Source organism: Sphingomonas sp. AP4-R1, from assembly GCF_013113735.1.
Lineage (GTDB): Bacteria > Pseudomonadota > Alphaproteobacteria > Sphingomonadales > Sphingomonadaceae > Sphingomonas_I.
In genome coordinates this window covers 1,584,151-1,604,289 of record NZ_CP053346.1, presented here as the reverse complement: position 1 = coordinate 1,604,289, position 20,139 = coordinate 1,584,151, and the positions used below count along the sequence as shown (strand labels likewise).

The 20,139-nt window shown below is 66.8% G+C and carries 15 protein-coding genes; 11 read left to right on the top strand and 4 right to left on the bottom strand.

Going from position 1 to position 20,139, the window contains the following annotated elements:
• The 7 genes from cyoA to HL653_RS07790 all read left to right on the top strand — a co-directional run bounded on the left by cyoA (position 1) and on the right by HL653_RS07790 (position 6,647).
• Complete coding sequence (cyoA, locus tag HL653_RS07820; protein ID WP_171746839.1) at positions 1-1,050, top strand: ubiquinol oxidase subunit II; 1,050 nt, start codon at positions 1-3, stop codon at positions 1,048-1,050.
• Between the two features lie 13 nt (positions 1,051-1,063).
• Positions 1,064-3,070: a cytochrome o ubiquinol oxidase subunit I gene (gene cyoB / locus HL653_RS07815; protein ID WP_171744025.1), complete on the top strand. Its 2,007-nt coding sequence runs from the start codon at positions 1,064-1,066 to the stop codon at positions 3,068-3,070.
• An 86-nt stretch (positions 3,071-3,156) separates the two neighbouring features.
• The gene (gene cyoC / locus HL653_RS07810; protein ID WP_253718009.1) at positions 3,157-3,699 is read left to right on the top strand and encodes a cytochrome o ubiquinol oxidase subunit III; all 543 of its coding nucleotides are present in this window, start codon (positions 3,157-3,159) and stop codon (positions 3,697-3,699) included.
• Positions 3,696-4,076: a cytochrome o ubiquinol oxidase subunit IV gene (gene cyoD, locus HL653_RS07805; protein WP_171744023.1), complete on the top strand. Its 381-nt coding sequence runs from the start codon at positions 3,696-3,698 to the stop codon at positions 4,074-4,076. Before cyoC ends, cyoD begins: the two co-directional genes overlap by 4 nt.
• A gap of 53 nt (positions 4,077-4,129) precedes the next feature.
• A complete protein-coding gene (locus HL653_RS07800; protein ID WP_171744022.1) occupies positions 4,130-4,807 on the top strand; it encodes an SURF1 family protein in 678 nt (225 codons plus the stop codon).
• A 20-nt stretch (positions 4,808-4,827) separates the two neighbouring features.
• Complete coding sequence (locus HL653_RS07795) at positions 4,828-6,114, top strand: ATP-binding protein (RefSeq protein WP_253717694.1); 1,287 nt, start codon at positions 4,828-4,830, stop codon at positions 6,112-6,114.
• The gene (locus HL653_RS07790) at positions 6,111-6,647 is read left to right on the top strand and encodes a response regulator transcription factor (RefSeq protein WP_171744020.1); all 537 of its coding nucleotides are present in this window, start codon (positions 6,111-6,113) and stop codon (positions 6,645-6,647) included. Before HL653_RS07795 ends, HL653_RS07790 begins: the two co-directional genes overlap by 4 nt.
• Positions 6,648-6,740: 93 nt before the next feature.
• On the opposite strand, the gene HL653_RS07785 is transcribed toward HL653_RS07790, so the two are convergent.
• Positions 6,741-7,805, bottom strand: a complete 1,065-nt coding sequence (locus HL653_RS07785) for a LacI family DNA-binding transcriptional regulator (RefSeq protein ID WP_171744019.1) — start codon at positions 7,803-7,805, stop codon at positions 6,741-6,743.
• A gap of 81 nt (positions 7,806-7,886) precedes the next feature.
• On the opposite strand from HL653_RS07785, the gene HL653_RS07780 reads away from it, so the two are divergent.
• Together HL653_RS07780 and HL653_RS07775 are read left to right on the top strand one after the other, a co-directional pair.
• Entirely contained in the window at positions 7,887-9,110 is a 1,224-nt protein-coding gene (locus HL653_RS07780) for an endo-1,4-beta-xylanase (protein ID WP_171744018.1), read from the top strand.
• Positions 9,107-10,006: a polysaccharide deacetylase family protein gene (locus HL653_RS07775; protein WP_171744017.1), complete on the top strand. Its 900-nt coding sequence runs from the start codon at positions 9,107-9,109 to the stop codon at positions 10,004-10,006. Before HL653_RS07780 ends, HL653_RS07775 begins: the two co-directional genes overlap by 4 nt.
• A 165-nt stretch (positions 10,007-10,171) precedes the next feature.
• On the opposite strand, the gene HL653_RS07770 is transcribed toward HL653_RS07775, so the two are convergent.
• Together HL653_RS07770 and HL653_RS07765 are read right to left on the bottom strand one after the other, a co-directional pair.
• Positions 10,172-11,755: a glycoside hydrolase family 28 protein gene (locus HL653_RS07770; protein ID WP_171744016.1), complete on the bottom strand. Its 1,584-nt coding sequence runs from the start codon at positions 11,753-11,755 to the stop codon at positions 10,172-10,174.
• Positions 11,756-11,954: 199 nt separating this feature from the next.
• Positions 11,955-15,047 (bottom strand): TonB-dependent receptor, encoded by a 3,093-nt coding sequence (locus HL653_RS07765; RefSeq protein WP_171744015.1) that lies wholly within the window; start codon positions 15,045-15,047, stop codon positions 11,955-11,957.
• Between the two features lie 279 nt (positions 15,048-15,326).
• On the opposite strand from HL653_RS07765, the gene HL653_RS07760 reads away from it, so the two are divergent.
• A complete protein-coding gene (locus HL653_RS07760; protein WP_253717691.1) occupies positions 15,327-16,886 on the top strand; it encodes a glycoside hydrolase 43 family protein in 1,560 nt (519 codons plus the stop codon).
• Between the two features lies 1 nt (position 16,887).
• Positions 16,888-18,471: an alpha-L-rhamnosidase gene (locus HL653_RS07755; protein WP_216599961.1), complete on the top strand. Its 1,584-nt coding sequence runs from the start codon at positions 16,888-16,890 to the stop codon at positions 18,469-18,471.
• Positions 18,472-18,711: 240 nt separating this feature from the next.
• Here the strand turns inward: HL653_RS07755 and HL653_RS07750 are convergent, their stop codons facing one another.
• Complete coding sequence (locus HL653_RS07750) at positions 18,712-20,115, bottom strand: sugar porter family MFS transporter (protein ID WP_171744013.1); 1,404 nt, start codon at positions 20,113-20,115, stop codon at positions 18,712-18,714.
• Positions 20,116-20,139 lie beyond the last annotated feature (24 nt).

The window sequence follows — 20,139 nt, the reverse complement described above, 5'->3', positions numbered from 1 at the left end:
ATGACCCGTCCAGCCCGGCTTTTGCGCTGGCTGCCGCTCGCTGCGCTGCCTTTTCTTGGTGGATGCAACATGATCGTCCTCGATCCCGCGGGCGATATCGCCCGTCAGCAGGCCCATCTGGTCCTGATCTCCACGGCGCTGATGCTGCTGATCATCATTCCGGTGATGGCGCTGACCGTGCTGTTCGCCTGGCGCTACCGCGCCAGCAACAAGGAAGCGCGCTACGAGCCGGACTGGGATCACTCCACCCAGCTCGAACTCGTCATCTGGTCGGCGCCGCTGCTGATCATCATCTGCCTGGGCGCGCTCACCTGGGTCGCCACGCACACGCTCGACCCCTTCCGCCCGCTCACCCGCGTCGACGCGAACAAGCTGCTGGCCGCCTCGGTGAAGCCGCTGGAGGTCGAGGTCGTCGCGCTCGACTGGAAGTGGCTGTTCATCTACCCCGAATATGGCATCGCCACGGTCAACGAGATGGCGGCGCCGATCGATCGCCCGGTCCATTTCCGCATCTCCGCCTCCTCGGTGATGAACTCCTTCTACATCCCCGCGCTCGCCGGCCAGATCTATGCGATGCCGGGCATGGAGACGCAGCTGAACGCCGTCTTCAACAAGCCGGGCAGCTTCAAGGGCATCTCCGCCAATTATAGCGGCGCCGGCTTCTCCAAGATGCATTTCACCGCGAACAGCGTCTCCCCTGCCGATTTCGACGCCTGGGTGAAGCAGGTGAAGGCGGCGGGCGGCACGCTCGATCGTGCCGGCTATCTCACGCTCGCCAAGCCGAGCGAGGACGCGCCGGTCCAGCGCTTCGCCACCGCCGATCCGCAGCTGTTCGATGCGATCGTCAACATGTGCGTCGAACCCGGCAAGATGTGCGTGCGGGATCAGATGAAGATGGACATGCAGGGCGGCAGCCCGAAAGAGGGCGCGCACGAAGAGCAGAAGGCCGCCGAGCAGCCGCAGCCCACCGGGCCGGCCGTGAAGCCCCTCACCGTCCCGACGTCCGACCTGAACTCCGCGGCGCCCGGCGCCGCGCGCCCCCATTCCTGAAGGCCCAAGCCAGATGTCATCCCTCCCCGCTCCCGCGTTGAGCCCGATCTTCGGACGGCTCTCGCTCGATTCGCTCCCGCTGCATGAGCCGATCATCGTCGGCACGTTCTGCGGCGTCGCGCTCGGCGGCATCGCCGTCCTGGGCCTGCTCACCTATTTCAAGCTCTGGGGCTATCTGTGGCGCAACTGGTTCACCAGCATCGACCACAAGAAGATCGGCATCATGTACATGGTGCTGGGCCTCGTCATGTTCCTGCGCGGCTTCGCCGACGCGGTGATGATGCGCGGCCAGCAGGCGATGGCCTTCAACGGCAATGACGGCTTTCTGAACGCGCACCATTTCGATCAGGTCTTCACCGCCCACGGCGTGATCATGATCTTCTTCGTGGCGATGCCGTTCGTGACCGGCCTGATGAACTTCATCGTGCCGCTCCAGATCGGCGCGCGCGACGTCTCCTTCCCGTTCCTGAACAATTTCAGCTTCTGGATGACGACGGCGGGCGCGGTGCTGGTGATGGCCTCGCTGTTCATCGGCGAGTTCGCGCAGACCGGCTGGCTGGCCTATCCGCCGCTCTCCGGCCTCGCCTACAGCCCCGCCACCGGCGTGGATTATTATATCTGGTCGCTCCAGATAGCGGGCGTCGGCACGACATTATCGGGCATCAACCTGATCGTGACGATCCTGAAGATGCGCGCGCCCGGCATGACGCTGATGAAGATGCCCGTCTTCACCTGGACGTCGCTCTGCACGAACGTGCTGATCGTCGCCTCCTTCCCGGTGCTGACGGCCGTGCTCGTGCTGCTCAGCCTCGATCGCTACGCCGGCACCAACTTCTTCACGAACGACTTCGGCGGCAACCCGATGATGTACGTGAACCTGATCTGGATCTGGGGTCACCCGGAGGTGTACATCCTCATCCTGCCGATGTTCGGCGTCTTCTCGGAAGTCACCTCGACCTTCACGGGCAAGAAGCTCTTCGGCTACACCTCGATGGTCTACGCCACGCTCGTCATCACGATCCTGTCCTACCTCGTCTGGCTGCACCACTTCTTCACGATGGGCTCCGGCGCGAGCGTGAACAGCTTCTTCGGCATCACGACGATGGTGATCTCGATCCCCACCGGCGCGAAGATCTTCAACTGGCTGTTCACGATGTATCGCGGCCGCATCCGCTTCGAGCTGCCGATGATGTGGACCGTCGCGTTCATGCTGACCTTCGTGATCGGCGGCATGACCGGCGTGATGCTCGCGGTGCCGCCCGCCGACTTCGTGCTGCACAATTCGCTGTTCCTGATCGCCCACTTCCACAACGTGATCATCGGCGGCGTGCTGTTCGGCCTGTTCGCGGCGATCAACTTCTGGTGGCCCAAGGCCTTCGGCTTCAAGCTGAACACCTTCTGGGGCAAGGTGAGCTTCTGGTGCTGGGTGCCCGGCTTCTGGTTCGCCTTCACGCCGCTCTACATCATGGGCCTGATGGGCGTGACGCGCCGGATGCGCGTGTTCGACGATCCCTCGCTGCAGAAGTTCTTCCTGGTCGCCGCCTTCGGTGCCGCGATGATCGCCGCCGGCATCGGCGCGATGCTGGTGCAGTTCGCGGTGAGCATCTGGAAGCGCGAGGAGCTGCGCGACACGACCGGCGATCCCTGGGACGCGCGTACGCTGGAGTGGGCGACCTCCTCGCCCCCGCCGGAGTATAACTTCGCGTTCACGCCGATCATTCATTCCGCCGATGCGTGGTATGACATGAAGACCCGCAAGGCCGAGCGTCCGCTGGAGGGCTTCCGCCCGATCCACATGCCGAAGAATACCGGCACGGGCGTGATCCTGGCCGGCCTGAGCCTGGCGATGGGCTTCGGTCTGATCTGGTACATGTGGTGGCTCGCGGCGATCAGCTTCGTCGGGATCCTCGCGGTCGCGATCGGCCATACGTTCAACTACAAGCGCGATTACCACATCTCGGCGGAAACGGTGGCTGCCACCGAAGCCGAGCGGACCCGCGTCCTGGCGATGGAGGCCTGATCATGCAGACCCGGATCGCTGCAACCGACGAAGCCGTGCGCTTCTACGATCTCGACGAACACGAGCACCCCGATGGCCACAGCACCATGCTGGGCTTCTGGATCTACCTGATGAGCGACTGTCTCATCTTCGCGATCCTGTTCGCCACCTATGCGGTGCTCGGCGGCAATTATGCCGGCGGCCCCGGCCCCAAGGCGCTGTTCGAGCTGCCGCTGGTCGCGGTGAACACCGCGATGCTGCTCTTCTCGTCGATCACCTACGGCTTCGCGATGCTGGCCATGCAGCGCGGCGCCAAGGGCCAGGTGCTGGGCTGGCTGTTCGTCACCCTGCTGTTCGGCGGCGCCTTCCTCGGCATCGAGCTGACCGAATTCGCCAGCCTGATCCACGAGGGCGCGACCCCGCAGCGCAGTGCGTTCCTGTCGTCCTTCTTCACTCTGGTCGGCACGCACGGTCTGCACGTCACCTTCGGCTCGATCTGGCTGATCACGCTGATGGTGCAGGTGGGCCGCTACGGCCTGACCGCCGCCAACCAGCGCCGCCTGATGTGCCTCAGCCTGTTCTGGCACTTCCTCGACGTCATCTGGATCGGCGTCTTCACCTTCGTCTATCTGATGGGAATGCTGCGATGAGCGATCACGGCCACAGCCACGATCATGGGCACGGCCACCACGGCGCCGTCGAGGCACACGGGTCGCTCAAGGATTATGTGATCGGCTTCGTCCTCTCCGTCATCCTGACGGCGATCCCCTTCTGGCTCGTGATGACGCACGCGCTGCCGAACGGGACGACCGCCGCGGTCATCCTCGGCTTCGCGGTCGTGCAGATGATCGTCCACATGATCTATTTCCTGCACATGAGCGGGAAGGCCGAGGGCGGCTGGTCGATGACGGCTTTGATCTTCACGATCATCGTGGTCGTGATCATGCTGAGCGGCTCGATCTGGGTGATGTACCACCTGAACGCGAACATGATGCCGATGCCTGCCGACATGAGGCAGATGCCGTGAGTGCGGCTCGCTCCTCCTCCGGGGGAGTGGCACGGATACTGACGACGGCCGCGATGCTTCTGCTCGCGGCCGTTTTCGTATCGCTGGGTGTGTGGCAGGTGCAGCGCCGCGCCTGGAAACACCAGTTGGTCGCCACGATCGACACCCGGCTGCGCGCCGCGCCCGTTGCCCCGCCCGCCCCCGCCGACTGGCCCCGCGTCACCGCCGACCGCGACGCCTATCGCCGGGTGACCGTCACGGGCCGTTTCCTGCCCGGTCGCGACACGTTCGTGCGCGCCGCGACCGATCTGGGCTCCGGCTACTGGATGATGACGCCGCTGGAGACTGGCCGCTTCACGGTGCTGGTGAACCGGGGTTTCGTGACGCCCGACCAGCGCGTGCGGATCCGCACCGACACCGACGAGCCGGCCACGGTCACGGGCCTGCTGCGGATCAGCGAGCCCAAGGGCGGCTTCCTGCGCACCAACGATCCGGCGGGCGATCGCTGGTATTCGCGCGACGTAGCCGCTATCGCGGCCGCCAGGCGGCTCGATCACATGGCACCCTATTTCATCGACGCGGACGATCATGCGAACGCGCCGGGCAAGCCGGTGGGCGGCCTCACCGTGATCCGTTTCAACGACAATCACCTCGTCTATGCGCTGACCTGGTTCGGCATGGCGCTCCTGTCGCTGGGCGCCGCCTGGCGCTTCTCGCGCGAGCGGCGGGACAGGCCAGACCCCGCCGCCTGATGAACCGGCTGCTAGACTCGATGACGCCGCCTGCGGCCGATGCGGGTCGGCGCAACATGCTGCTCCTGATCCAGCTGCGCTGGATCGCCGTCGGCGGGCAGCTCCTGACGATCGCGGTGGTGCAGTGGCTGCTCGATATCCCGCTACCGCTGGTGCCGCTGCTGATGACGCCGCTGCTGATGGTGCTGATCAACGCCGCCAGCCTGCCGCTGATCAGCCGCCGCCTGGTCGTGACCAATGCGGAGCTGACGGCGGCCCTGCTGCTGGATGTGGGCGCGCTGGGCTGGCAATTGTTCCACAGCGGCGGCCTCGCCAACCCCTTCGCCTCGCTGTTCCTCCTGCAGATCGTGCTCGGCGCGATCCTGCTCAAGCCCGTTTCCAGCGCCGCGATCATGCTCGCCATCTGCGGCGCGCTCGGCATCCTGGCCTTCCGCGCGACGCCGCTGGCCCTGCCCTCGCCCTATCAGGCCAATCCGCTGGCGCTCTACCTGCTCGGCAATCTCGCCTGCTTCACGCTCATCGCGATCCTGCTGGTCGCGTTCATCACGCGCATCAGCCGCAACCTGAGCCAGCGGGACGCCGCGCTCGCCAGCGCGCGACAGCGCGCCGCAGAAGAGGATCATATCATCCGCATGGGACTGCTCGCCTCCGGCGCCGCGCACGAACTGGGCACGCCACTTTCGATGCTTTCCGTCATCCTCGGTGACTGGAAGCGGATGGACCTGTCCGATCCCTCGATCGACCTGATGGCCGACGTCGCCGAGATGGAATCGGCGGTCGGCCGCTGCAAGACGATCGTCGGCGGCATCCTGATGTCCGCGGGCGAGGCGCGCGGCGAGGCGCCGAAGGTCACCACCGTCCGCGCCTTCCTCGACGGCATCGTCAATGGCTGGCGCGTCAGCCGCCTCTCCGGCATCGTCGATTATGATGATCGCTTCGGCGACGACGTGGCGATCGTCTCCGATGAGGCGCTGCGACAGGTGATCGGCAACGTGATCGACAATGCCGCCGATTTCTCGCCGGACTGGATCGGCATCACCGCCCGTCGCGAGGGCGACGCGCTGCAACTGGAGATCGCCGATCACGGGCCCGGCTTCGCGGCCGAAATCCTCGAACATTTCGGCCAGCCCTATCGCTCCACGCGGGGGCGCGCCGGCGGCGGGCTGGGCCTGTTCCTGCTCGTCAACGTCCTCCGCACGCTGGGCGGCGACGCCTCCGCCGCCAACCGGCCCGAGGGCGGCGCCGTCGTGCGCCTGACCCTGCCGCTTTCGGCGCTGCGCTACGACGCGGCGGCGGTGGCCGCATGAGCAACGATCGCCTGCTCCTGATCGTCGAGGATGACGCGGCCTTCGCGCGGACGCTGAAACGCTCGTTCGAGCGGCGCGGCTACGAGGTCGCCACCGCCGCCAGCCACGAGGATCTGGTGACGTTGCTGGAAAGCTGCCGCCCGGATTATGCGGTGGTCGATCTGAAGCTGGGGGGTGGCGCGTCCGGCCTCACCTGCGTGCAGACTTTGCACCAGCAGGATCCGGCGATGCGGATCGTGGTCCTCACCGGTTTCGCCAGCATCGCCACGGCGGTGGAGGCGATCAAGCTCGGCGCGTCCTACTATCTCGCCAAGCCCTCCAACACGGACGATATCGAGGCCGCCTTCGCGCGCACCGACGGCGACACCGATGCCCCGCTCGACGGCCGCCAGTCCACGATCAAGACGGTCGAGTGGGAGCATATCCACCAGACATTGCTGGAAACCGATTTCAACATCTCCGAAACCGCGCGCCGCCTCGGCATGCATCGCCGCACGCTGGCCCGGAAGCTGGAGAAACGGCCGCTGCGATAGCGCGTCTTTCCGTACTCCCGCGAATGCGGGAGTCCAGGGCCGCAAGCGTCGTGTTCGAAGCTCTGGGCTCCGGCTTTCGCCGGAGCACGAAACTCACTCGCGCGCGCGCGGCCTGCGCCGTGGCGGCGCATCGGACTGGCGGCGGATCAACGTATAATCCAGCACATGATGCGGCCCGGTCGTGGGCGCGCGCGTCTTCTGCCGGATCGAGGCGATCATCACCTCCACGGCGGCGCGGGACATGCGCGCGATCGGCTGGTGGATCGTCGTCAGCTCGGGCCAGATCGCCGTCGCCAGCGCGGTATCGTCGAAGCCGCACACGCTGAGATCGCCCGGCACGTCCAGCCCGCGCCGGTGCGCGACCGCGACGACGGCCGCGGCCATATCGTCATTGGCGGCGAAGATGGCGGTGGGCGGTTCGTCCAGATCGAGCAGCTGGTCCGCCGCATCCAGCCCCGAGCGATAGGTATAGAGGCCCGGCGCGATCAGGGCGGGATCGCTCGACAGCCCTGCTTCCTCCAGCGCCGCCTGATAGCCGCGCAGCCGGTGCGCGCTCGCCGTCTGGTTCGGATTGCCCATCACGAAGCCGATCCGCCGGTGGCCCAGCGCCATCAGGTGGCGCGTCATCGCGCGCGCGGCATCCATATCGTCGATCGTCACCGACAGCATCTTTTCGGGCGGGCGGCCGGAGGCGACCACCACCGTCGGGATGCGCGCCTCCTCCAGCACCTTCAGCACCGGCAGGGAATCGCAGATGGGCGGCGGCAGGATGATTCCGTCGATCCCGCCCGCCAGCAGATGGCGCGCGGCCTCCACCTCATGATCGCCGATCTCGCATTTCTCGACCACGATCTGCGCGTCGCTGCGGCTCGCCTGATCGAGCCCGCCGACGAGGAATTCGCTGAGATAGGCCGAGCTGGGATTGGAGTAGAGAATGCCGATCCGCACCTGCCCCGCGCCCGCCAGACTGCGTGCCGCCGGATTGGGCGAATAGTTGAGCGCGGCGATCGCGGCGTTCACGGTATCACGCGTCGTATCGCGGACATTGGCCTCGCCGTTGATCACGCGCGAGACGGTCATCTGCGAAACGCCCGCCCGCTTTGCGACATCCCCGATCGTAGGCGCCGTACGGCGGCGGCGCGTGCTCTTCTCTGTCATGGCCCCTTGCTTTCACGAACACCGGGCGAGCGCAATCTTGAGCGACGCGCCGCCGCTTGCCGAATCCGCTTCGGCTCCGTAATGTTAGCGCTATCGGATACGCGCCGACCAGCCCCGTCAGAGGGCCCAGACAGGAGAGGGATCATCGCACCCCATCATGCCCCCGCCGCCGGCGAAACCTCCGGCCAGCAACCGCGCCGGCGCGACATTCTCGCCGGCTTCGCCTCCGCCGCAGCTTTGCCCTTGCTCGGTGCGGCTCCGCCACCGGACTCGCTCGCCACGATCGCGCGCGCCAGGGGCATCCACTTCGGCAGCACGATCGGCGGCGCCAATTTCCGCGATCCCGCCTATCGCGCGCTCAATGCCGCGCAATGCGGGCTGATCGTGCCCGAGAATGAGATGAAGTGGGGCGCGACCCGCCCGAACGCGCACGACTTCGATTTCCGCGCCGCCGATGACATCGTGGCGTGGGCGCAGGAAAACCATCTCGGCGTGCGTGGCCATACGTTGCTGTGGCATTCCGAACGCTGGATGCCCGAATGGCTGGCGACCTATGATTTCGGCCCCGATCCGCGCAAGGAAGCCGCCCGCCTGCTCACCCGGCATGTCGATACGGTCGCGCGCCGCTATGCCCGCGTGGTCGACAGTTTCGACGTGGTCAACGAGGCGATCGATTCCGATACCGGCCAGCTGCGCGAGACCGCCCTCTCCCGCCATCTCGGCGCCGAAGACACGATCGATCTCGCCTTCCGCACGGCCCGCGCCGCAGCGCCGAAGGCCGAACTGGTCTATAATGATTATATGAGCTGGCGCGCGGATGACGGCGTCCACCGCGATGCCGTGCTGCGCCTGCTGGAGCGGCTGAAGGCGCGCGGCACGCCCGTGGATGCGCTGGGCGTGCAGAGCCATCTCGGCAGCAAATATAGCGATTCCCCGACCGGCCTCGGCTCGCTCGACGAGCGCGCCTGGCGCCGCTTCCTCGATCAGGTGACGGGCATGGGCCTGCGCCTGCTCGTCACCGAACTGGACGTGCACGACAATCCACTGCCGACCGCGATCGGCGCGCGCGACCGGCTCGTGGCGGATCATACGCACGCCTATCTCGATCTGATGCTCTCCTATCCGCAGCTCCATACGGTGATGTGCTGGGGGTTGAGCGATCGCTATAGCTGGCTGAACGGATCGCGCCCGCGCCCGGACGGCACGCCCAAGCGCCCCTGCCCGTTCGACGCCGCCTTCCAGCCCAAGCCGATGCGCGACGCGATCGCCGCCGCCTTCCGCGCAGCACCGCCGCGATCCGCATGATCGCGCGGCGCCTGCTGCTCGCCGCCGCGCTGGCGCTGGGCACGGCCGCCGCGCCCGCCCCGCAGATCGCGCTGACCTTCGACGATCTGCCGACGCACGGCCCCCTGCCCGCGAACACCACGCGCACGGCGATCGCGCAGCAGATCATCGCCGCGCTGAAGGACGCGCATGTCCGCCACGTCTGGGGCTTCGTGAACGGGCGCGGGCTGGAGCGCGAGCCGGACACGGCGGGCGTGCTGGAGGCGTGGCGCGCGGCGGGCTTCCCGCTCGGCAATCACGGCTGGAGCCATCTGGGCCTCGATCAGGTGGATGCGCCCGCCTTTCTGGAGGAGGTGGATCGCAACGCGCCGCTCCTGTCCTCGCTGATGAAGGGGCAGGACTGGCGCTGGCTGCGCTTCCCCTATCTGGCGGAGGGCCGCGATCCGGCGCGGCAGGCGGTGCGCGCCGGACTGGCCGAGCGCGGCTATCGCATCGCGGGCGTGACGATGAGCTTCGGCGATTTCCTCTGGAACGATGCCTACGCCCGCTGCGTCGCGACCGGCGACGCCGCCGCGATCACCCGGCTGGAGGAGAGCTATCTCGCCGCCGCGAGCGAGACGGCGAAATCCTCGCGGCAGATGGCCGTCACCACGCTGGGGCATGATATTCCGCATGTGCTGCTGATGCATCTCGGCGCGTTCGATGCGCGGATGCTGCCGCGCCTGCTCGCCCAATATCGGCGCGAAGGCGTCCGCTTCGTCACGCTGGAACAGGCGACGCGCGACCCCTTCTACGCCGCCGATCTCGATCCCCGCCGCGACCCCACCCCCACGCTGGAGGCGCGGATGGCGGCACGCGGCACACCGATGATGGAGACGACCCGCTACGCGCCGATGCTGAGCGGGATGTGTCGGTAATCCTTCTCCCCTCCCTGGAAGGGAGGGGCAGGGGGTGGGTGGCTCTCCGCGCGCCGCCCGGTGAGCGGGTAAGCGGCATTATCGCCGTCTTGTGGAAAGCGTATCGTGCCCTCGCCAGCGACCCACCCCCAAACCCTCCCTTCCAGGGAGGGGAGCAGAAACATCTCAAAACACCCCGTTCACCGCTCCCTCAATGTCCCGATCCTTGATCCCCCGGCTGCCCGTCAGGCGCACGTCCGCGCAATCCTTGAGCGAGAAGACCGCCGGTCCTTTCGGCGCGCGCACGCGGAACGCGTCCACATCCGCCACGTCCTCCAGCCGGATCGCCGGGCGCGGATCGGGCGCCGCCACCGCCACCTCGATATTGCTGAGCTGCAGGTTGCGCGCATGCCGCACTAACAGGCCGGTGGCGGGCAGCGGGCCGAACATCGTCGCCTCGGGATAGCCCAGCTCCGCCTCGGGCGGCTGGATCGAGGCCATCGCCTCGGGTGCGCCGCCGACATGGTGGAGATGCACGTCGCTGATCGACACGTCCTCGATCGGATGCCCCGCCAGCCCCGCGATCACGGACGGCAGGATCGTCGCCCCCGAACTCACCACATTCTGGATGCGGATGCGCTTCATCGTGCCGATCGGCCGTCCCTCGGGCCCGCGCATCCTCTTGCCCAGCCGCAGGAAGATCGGCGCGTCGACCGTGCCGCGCATCGCGATGTTGCTCACCGCCACATCCTCGATCATCGCGCCGTCCACCGTCTCGAACGCGAGGCCGCGGCTCTCCTCGAACAGGCAGTTCGTGATCGTGATGTTACGGAAGCCGCCATTGGATTCGGTGCCGAACTTGATCCGCCCGTGGATCAGCTTGCCGAAATCGGCGGGCATGCGCCGCCACGTGCCGTCCAGCACCGATCCGACCACATAATTGCCGGTGACGAGGCAATTGGCGATCGTCACATTCTCGGTCACGCGGATCTCGCCCAGCGCGCCGCTGCTCTTGGGGCAGATCGCATCGTCCCACGGCGCATTGACCGTGCAATTGGTGATGCGGACGTTGCGGCAGCAGTCGATGTCGAAGCCGTCGCGATTGGTATCGACCAGCAGATTGTCGATCGTCAGATTGTCCACGCCCGTCGCCAACAGCGCAAACCAGCCGCCCTCCAGCATGCGGAAATCGCGCAAGGTGACGTTGCGGCAATTCTTGAGCGCGATCGATTTGTTGGCGGTGCCGGGGCCGACCGGATCCTTCAGCCAATTGTCCTTGCCGTCGCCGCGCCCGATGCCCTTGCCCCAGATCAGGCCCTGCCCGACGATCGCGATATCGTGCAGCCCCTCGCCGTGGATCAGGCTGTTGCGCCAGTGGCCGTGCCCCGAATCCTGATACGCGCCCCACGGCCCGATCGGCTCGGCCAGATCATAGCCGCGCCCATTGGATGGCGCCGCGCCCAGCACGACCGCGCCATTGTCCAGCCACAAGGTCACGCGGCTCTTCAGGTGGATCGTGTAGCAGGCATAGGTACCCGCCGGAAAATAGACGGTGCCGCCGCCGCGCGCCGCGACATGATCGATCGCGCGATCGATGGCGGGACTGTCGATCGCGATGCCGTCGCCCTTCGCGCCGAAGTGGCGGATATCGACCCAGCCCGCCTCGCCCGCCCTGATCGCAGGCGGGGCGGCCCGCGCCGCGTCCGTCCCGGCCAGCGCCGCCATCCCGAATGCGCCCGACATCATCATCGCGCGCCGATCCAGTGTCATATCCGCTCTCCCGACTTGATGGCTGGCACGAAGCGCCGCCACCAAAACCCGTTCGTCCTGAGCGAAGTCGAAGGACGGGCTTCAGGCGACATCATTTGCAGCACGTGCTTCGACTACGCTCAGCACGAACGGCGAATATATTGGCCAACCAGATACTCCAGGGACAGCCGGGAGCCACACGAGCCCCCGGCCTCCGCCATCAGAACTTGGCCGTGGCGCCGATGAAGAATTCGGTGCCCAGCACGTCATAGGTGGCGGAGAAGGTGTTCGCGTTCGGTCCCTGCGTCGAGACCGGCGGCTCCTTGTTGAAGATATTGTTCGCGCCGCCGAAGAATTCGAAATTCTTCGTCACGTTCAGATTGAACGAGAGGTCGAAATAATTCTGCGCGCGCAGCGTGGGGTACGGAATGCTGCTGAGCGCGGGCGTCGCCGCCGAACCCTGACGCTCCGGCACGATATAGCGATCGGTCGTCACCTTGCCGACATAGCGGTGGCGCAGGCTCAGGCTGAAATCCTCGAGATTCCAGGTGAGGCGCGTCACGCCCCGCCAGCGCGGCAGCGGCTGGCCGCAGGTCGGCCCGAACGATCCGGCGCACTTGTTCTGGATGTTCGGCATCGCCGCCACCGGCGTGGACGTGAACTCGTCCAGATAGGTGACGTTGGTGCCGAAATCGAACGAACTGGTGCCGTCGAAACCGGGGAAGGTGAAGTTCACCGGCAGGCGATAGCGCAGCGCGATATCGAGGCCGGAGGTCTTCAGCTTGCCGGTGTTCGCGTTGCGGATCGAGACCACATAAGGCTCGTTGATCTCGCCCGTCTGCGGATTGCGCGCGACCGCGCGGCAGAACTCGCTGTTCGTGTCCTGGATCACATAATAGCACAGGTTCAGCGTGTTCTGCAGGCCGCCGCCCAGCTGCGCGACCGCCCCCTTCAGCGAGATGTTGAAATAATCGACGCTGACGGACAGGCGCGGGATGAAGCTGGGCGTCAGCACCACGCCCGCCGTATAGGTGTCGGAGCTTTCCGCGCCGAGCGAGGGATTGCCGCCCGAATCCGCCGGGAAGAAGGCGTTGGGCTGGATCGCGGCGGTAAACACGTTGGCGGCCGGCGTTCCCGTCGCCACGCAGAGCGCGCGCACCGCCGCCGTCTGCTGCGCGGTGGGCGCGCGGCTGGAGCAGGGATCGGTCGCGGTGATGAACGAACGGCTGGTGCCGCCGAACAATTCGCCCACGTTCGGCGCGCGGATCGCGCGCTGATACTGGCCCCGGAAGGCGATATCGCGGCTCACCTTCCAGTCGAGCCCGCCTAGATAGGTCCAGACGCCGCCGATGCCGTTCAGGCTGTAATCCGAATAACGGAACGCGCCGTTGGCGACGAGGCTCTGGATGAAGGGCGTGTTGTGGATCAGCGGCACGCGGACTTCGGCGAAGACCTCCTTCACCGAGACCTGGCCGTTGGTGGGCAGGCCCGCATTGTAGCCCGCCACGTCACCCGAGGCGAGGAAGGTGTCCGGCGTGAAGACCGCCTTGGTCTTGCGCCATTCGGTGCCGAACGAGAAGCCGAGCGGCCCCGCCGGCAGCTTCAGCAGATCGCCCGTGATGCTCGCCTGCGCCACCTGTTGTTCGGCGATCGTGCTGTTCGTGGCGCTGATCGTGATCGCGGAGGCGCAGGCCGGGGTAATGTTCTGCCCGAAGATGTTGCAGACCGGTGCCGCCGTGCCCACCGACAGCAAGGCGGATTGCAGGCGGCTGCGCGAGATGGCGTTCTTCAGCAGCAGCGTGTCCTCGCTGCGGGCGTAGGTGTAATAAACGTCGAACTTCAGGTTGGTCAGATAATTTTCGGACACGTCGCCGAGCGTGCCGCGCACGCCCCAGGCGCCGCGGAACACGTTGCGCCGCTCGGTCGCGAAGCGCGCGCCCGTTTCCAGATAGCGGCGGCCGGCGGTGATCGCGGCGAGGCCGTCGCCCGGCGTGGTGGTGCGCGATGTCGTGCCGCTGCTCACCGTGATCGGGCCGGTTTCGGCGAGATCGAGCTGGCGCAGCACGTTCTGCAAGGCGGGCGTCAGATAAGGATTGTTGACGTTGAACAACGTCGTCGCGCCGACATTGGTGGGCGCGAGCTGCGCGTCCACCACGTTGTTCGAATAATGCAGCTCCATGTAGCCCGTGAGCGAATTGGTGAAATCGTAATGGGCGAAGCTGTTGATCATCCAGCGTTCCTGCGGCTGGATCAGATAATTGTACGGCCCGAGGTTGAAGTCGTCCTGCGGGGTGAGCGCGGGCCGCGCCGCCGAGCCGGCATCGTTGAAGGTGAAGCCGCGCGAGCCGAGCCCGCTCAGGCCCGCCGCCGCATAGGCCGCGTTCAGGCCCGCATTCGTGCCGCCGAAGGAGGGAATGCCCGAGAAGCGGCCGTTGGGAATGTCGCCGCTGCCGCTGGCGATGAAGCCCAGCTGGCCGCCGGCGCCGGTGCAGGTCTGCCCGGCGGGAACGGAGAAGGGCGTCCCCGCGCGCTGCCGACTGCCGGTGCCCGCGACGACGCAGCCGTCCACCAGCGAGTCATAGGCATAAGCGCCGCGATCGCCGCGCGTGATCGGGTTGCGGCGCAGATAATTGCCCGACACGACGATGTTGCCGCGATTTTCGGAAAAGTTCGCACCCGCCGTCAGATCGACATTGTAGACCGGCGTGCCGGTCGGTGCGTCCAGATTGAGCTGGGTGCGCGCCTCCACGCCCTCGAAATCGTCGCGGATGATGAAGTTGACGACGCCGGTGATCGCGTCCGAACCGTAAACGGCGGACGAGCCGCCCGTCACGATCTCGGTCCGCTTGATGAGCGTCGACGGGATCGTGTTGAGATCGGTCACCTGTTCCGGCCCGTAGATGGCATAGCGACGGCCGTTGACGAGCACGAGATTGCGGGTCGATCCGAAGCCGCGAAGGTTCACGTCGGCGAAGCCGCCGGGCACGGTGTTCGAGGTGGCGCTGCCCAGCGCGGAGCCCACCGCCTGCGGCAATTGCGCCAGCGTCTTCTCGATATTGACGTTGCCGGAGAGCTTCACGTCCTCCTGATTGACCACGCTCACGGGCGTGGACGCATCGAAGCCGGTGCGCGCGATGCGCGAGCCCGTCACGACGATGTCGGCGGCGGCCGCCGCCTCGCCCGGTTCGGCGGCGGGCGCGACACCCGGTTGCGGTGCGGTTTGTGCGGTTGCGGGAGCCAGCGCGATGCCGGCGGCGAAAAGCGCGACGCCCGCGAGATAGCGGGCGCAATGGTGACGCGTGAAATCCTTCATCAGATCCTCCCCCTCTTCATGCGGCTCCGTTCGAAAGACGGTAGCTCAGCCTGAGTTATGCGGGGTTCTGCCCCGCCGATTTATTGCGCCGCAGCATGGTAGCGTTACCATATTACAGCGAAGAAACGGTGTTGTTAGCCCTAACGGTACGGATTAGGTTCAAATCCGTCAATGGTGATTCTCGCCAGGATGAAGAGGGGATGTATGGTCTGGCGGCGACAGCGATTGTCGGTCTGCGCGGTCGCGTGCTGCGCGTTTATCGCGGGCGGATCCGCGCCCGTGACCACTCCGATCTCCCCTTCGTCGGGGCGCTATACCAACCCGATACTTCATGCCGACTATTCGGATCCGGACGTGATCCGCGTCGGCCGCGATTATTACCTCGTCGCTTCCAGCTTCCATTTCTCGCCGGGCCTGCCCGTGCTGCGCTCGCGCGATCTGGTCCACTGGACGATCGTGGGCCATGTGCTGCCCCGCCTGCCCTTCGCGCCTCAATATGACATGCCGGGCCCGCACATGCTGACCGATGCGACATCCAAGCCGATCGGCGGCACGCGCTATGCGGGCGGCGTCTGGGCGCCCTCGCTCCGTTTCCACGACGGCCTGTTCTACGCTTACTGGCCGACGCCCGACGAAGGCATCTTCATGGCCACCGCGCGCCGTGCCGAAGGCCCCTGGAGCAAGCCCGTGCAGGTGATCGCGCAAGCGGGGCTGGAAGACCCCTGCCCCTTCTGGGACGAGGATGGCAGCGCCTGGCTCGTCCATTCGCGCCACGGCGCCGGGCCGCTGATCCTCCACCGCATGAGTCCCGACGGAAAAAGCGTGCTGGATGACGGCACGGTGATCGTCGAGGACAAGGCGAACCTGCCGATCCTCGAAGGGCCGAAGCTCTACCGGCGCAACTTCTATATCTACATCTTCGCGCCCTTCGGCGGGGTGGAGAAAGGCGCGCAGGTGGTGTTGCGCGCGCACGACATTCGTGGGCCTTATGAGTGGCGCGTCGTGCTGAAGCAGGGTGCCACCGCGCTGGAGGGCCCCCACCAGGGAGGCTGGGTGCAGACGCCGTCCGGGCAGGACTGGTTCGTCCATTTCAACAGCACCGGCGCGTTCGGCCGCATCACCTATCTGGAGCCGATGCGCTGGGTGGACGACTGGCCGATCATCGGCAAGCCGATCCCCGGCGATACGGCGGGTGAGCCCGTCGCGGAGGCGCCGATGCCCGATACCGGCCACGCCCCCACCGCCGACCGGATCCAGACGAGCGACGAATTCTCCGCCCGCCGCCTCGGCCCGCAATGGGAATGGAACCACAATCCCGACGACGCCAAATGGAGCCTCACCGCCCGCCCCGGCTTCCTGCGCCTCACCGCCGGGCCGGCCGAGCATCTCGTCACCGCGCGCAACACGCTGACGCAAATCCTGATCGGCCCGCGCAGCCGCATCACCACCCGGATCGATCCCGCCCATATGAGCGACGGCCAGCGGGCGGGCCTCTCGCTGTTCGGCGTCGGCCCGAGCTGGATCGGGCTTGTCCGCGAGCAGGGCCGCACGTGGCTCACGCTCGCCACTGCGGGGGTCGAGACGCGCGGCCCCACATGGCGCGACATGCCGGTCGATCTGCGCGCCGACGTCACGCCCGATCAGAGGGTCCGCTACAGCTACAGCCTCGACAGCGGCCGCAGCTTCACCCCGCTGGGCGACCCTATCAAACTGGCGCGTTTCTCCTGGTGGAAAGGCTCGCGCCCGGCCCTGTTCAGTTTCACGCGCGGCGCCCCCGGCGGCTTTGCCGATTTCGACTGGGTCCATGTCGATCCCGCCACCACCCTTCCGAAGGATTGAGATGCAGCGACGCCATTTTCTCGCGGGCGGGCTCGCCACGCTCGGCCTGTCGGGTTCGGGCGCGGCGCTGGGGGCCGCCACCTCCGACACCCCCCTGCCCGACGGCGCGCGGCGCTTCACCACCACCAACGCACGCTGGCAGGCCGCCTATGACGCCGCGCTCGCCGTCCTCGCCCGCAACGTGCAGACCATGCCCTATGTCAGCCGCCCGGTGCTGATCGAGGGCTCCAACTATCAGGGCATCTGGCAGGAATGCGGCCCGCACGAATCGCTCGTCTATGCGAAGTTCCGGCCGGACGTGGCGCGCGACAGCCACCTCACCTTCTTCGAACTGCAGCGCGCCGACGGGCAGCTGCCCGCCAACAACAAGCTGGCCGAGACGGGCTTCGGCCAGATCCAGATGGTCGTGCCGATCGCCGCCACCGCCTGGGAGCTCGCACGCGACACGGACGATGCGGAATTGCTGGAGCGCGCCTATCGCGCCTGCTCCGCGTGGGACGGCTGGCTGACGCGCTGGCGCAACACGCGCGGCACCGGGCTGATCGAGGGTTTCTGCACCTACGATACCGGCCACGACAACAGCCCGCGCTGGGCGGGCATGCCCAATCAATGCCCGAACAAGAATGCGAAGCGGCATCACCCGATCGCCTCGCTTCCCCGCCTCTGCCCCGATCTCTCCGCGACCGTCTTCGGCGGTCGCCGTGCGCTGGCGGAGATGGCCCGCGCGCTGGGCAAGCAGGCCGAGGCCGATCGCTGGGACGAACAGGCCGCCACGATCCGCCGCCTGATCCTCTCGCGCCTCTACGTGGCCGAGGATGCCGCCTTCTACGATCTGGATGCCGAGGGCCGGTTCGTCCGCATCCGCTCCGATATCCTCTCGCGCGTCTGTGGCGAACATGTGCCCGATCAAGCGATGTTCGACGGATTGTGGACGCGCCAGATCCACGATCCCAAGGCCTTCTGGGCGCCCTACCCGCTCCCCTCGATCGCGCTCGACGATCCGCATTTCGTGCCGCCCGTGCCGAACAGTTGGGGCGGCGCCACGCAGGCGCTCACCGCCCTGCGCGCCGGCCGCTGGTTCGATCATTATGGGCGCGCGGCCGAATTCGCGCAGATGATGGACCGCTGGTGCGGAGCGATCATGGCCGACACCAGCTTCCGCCAGCAGATCGATCCGCGCACCGGCGCCTATACGGCCGGCGACAATCCCGGTTACTCCCCCAGCGCGCTGGTGATGGTGGATTATACGTGGCGCCTGATCGGCGTGCGCGAGGAGCCCGGCGCGCTCCACTGGAATATCCGCCCCGGCCATCCGGCCGCACACGGCGCGAACCTGTCGGTGAAGCTGGCGGGCGGCGAGACGACCGAGATCGTCTATTCGGATCGGGGCGCGGTTTTGCGTCTCGGCGGCCGCGAGATCGCGCAGGTCACAGGTGGCAGCGTGCGACTGGTGACCGATACGAAGGGCAAGCCGCTGTCGTTGCTTGGCATCGATACCACCCGCCAGAAAGGCGCGATGCTGTTTCCGGGCACGCCGCGCCAGGCTTTCGCCCTTTCCGCGAACCAGCAGACCCAGTTGTCCTGACCGACAGGTCAGACAACCCGCTTATCTGCAAATTTTCCCGTCCTGAGCGAAGTCGAAGGACGGGCTTCAGGCGACATCGCGTGCAGCACGGGCTTCGACTTCAGCCCAAGGGGCTGAAGTTTATCCTGAGCGCCTGCCTTGGCAGGCAGTCGAAGGGCTCAGCACGAACGGGTACGATATCGCTGATCTTCAACGAAACAAGGTGCGCGCCGCCGGGCTCCCCCGACGGCGCCAACCCGATCAGCCCGTCATCTGCTCCAGCGCCCGGCCGCGCGTCTCGTTCACCACTGCGCGGACGAAGAAGAAGGAGACGAACGCGCTCGCCGCATAGAAGCCGTAGGTGACGGGCAGGCCGACGCCCGCCGCCAGCGCCGGGAAGCTCACGCTGATCCCGAAATTGGCGATCCACTGCGCGAAGCCGGACACCGCCAGCGCCGATCCGCGGATCTGGTTCGGGAACATCTCGCCCAGCATCACCCACATCACCGGGCCCCAGCTGAAGTTGAAGAAGATCACGTAGGCGTTGGCCGCCACCAGCGCCGTCCGCCCGATCCCGTCCGACAGGTGCAGACTGCCGCCCGCCATCGACGCGGTCGAGAAGCAGAAAGCCAGGATGCCGAGCGTCACCGCCATGCCGGCCGATCCGATCAGCAGCAAAGGCTTGCGTCCGATCCTGTCGATCACCGCCATCGCCGCGAGGCAGGCGCCGATCGAGAGCGCGCCCGAGAGAATGTTGATCTTCAGCGCGTCATCCTCGCTGAAGCCCACCGACTGCCACAGCACCGCCCCGTAATAGAAGACGATGTTGATGCCCTCGAGCTGCTGGAACACGGCGATGCCGATGCCCGCCCACACGATCGGGCGGATCCGGCCACCGGCATCCTTCAGATCCGACAGACGCGGCCGGTGATCCACCGACAGAGAGGCGCGGATCTCGCTCACCATCCGCCCGGCGGTCGCCGCGCCGAACAGGCGGGTCAAAACCGTCTCCGCCTCCGCCTCGCGCTTGCTGGCGACCAGGAAGCGCGGGCTCTCCGGGATGAACAGCAAAGCGATGAAATAGACGGCAGCCGGGATCGTCTGCATCCAGAACATCCAGCGCCACGCCGGATAGCCGAGCCAGAGCGGCGCCTGCGATCCGCCCGCCCAGTGCGCCAGCACGTAATTGGCGACGAACGCGCCGGTGAGGCCGGTGATGATCATCACCTGCTGTACCGAGGACAACCGCCCGCGCATCGAGGCCGGCGTCACCTCGCTGATATAGACGGGCGAGAGCACGCTCGCCGCGCCCACGCCGAAACCGCCGATCAGACGCGCGATGATGAAAACCGCCGACGAAGGCGCGGCGCCCGCCGCCAACGCGCTGACGAGGAACAGCAAAGCCGCGATCATCATCACCGTGCGCCGCCCGAGCAGATCGGCCAGCCGCCCCGCCGCGAACGCGCCGACCGCGCAGCCGACGAGGATCGCGCCCACGTTGAAGCCGGTGCCCAGCTTGGACAGGCCGAAGGCGCTTTCCAGCCCCTCCTGCGTGCCGTTGATCACGCCGCTGTCATAGCCGAACATGAACCCGCCGATCGTCGCCACCGCCACGATGGCGGCCACGAAGCCGAGATTGACGTGTCCTTCCTCTGTCCTGTCCATTGTCTGTCCTTATCGTTGTTCGAA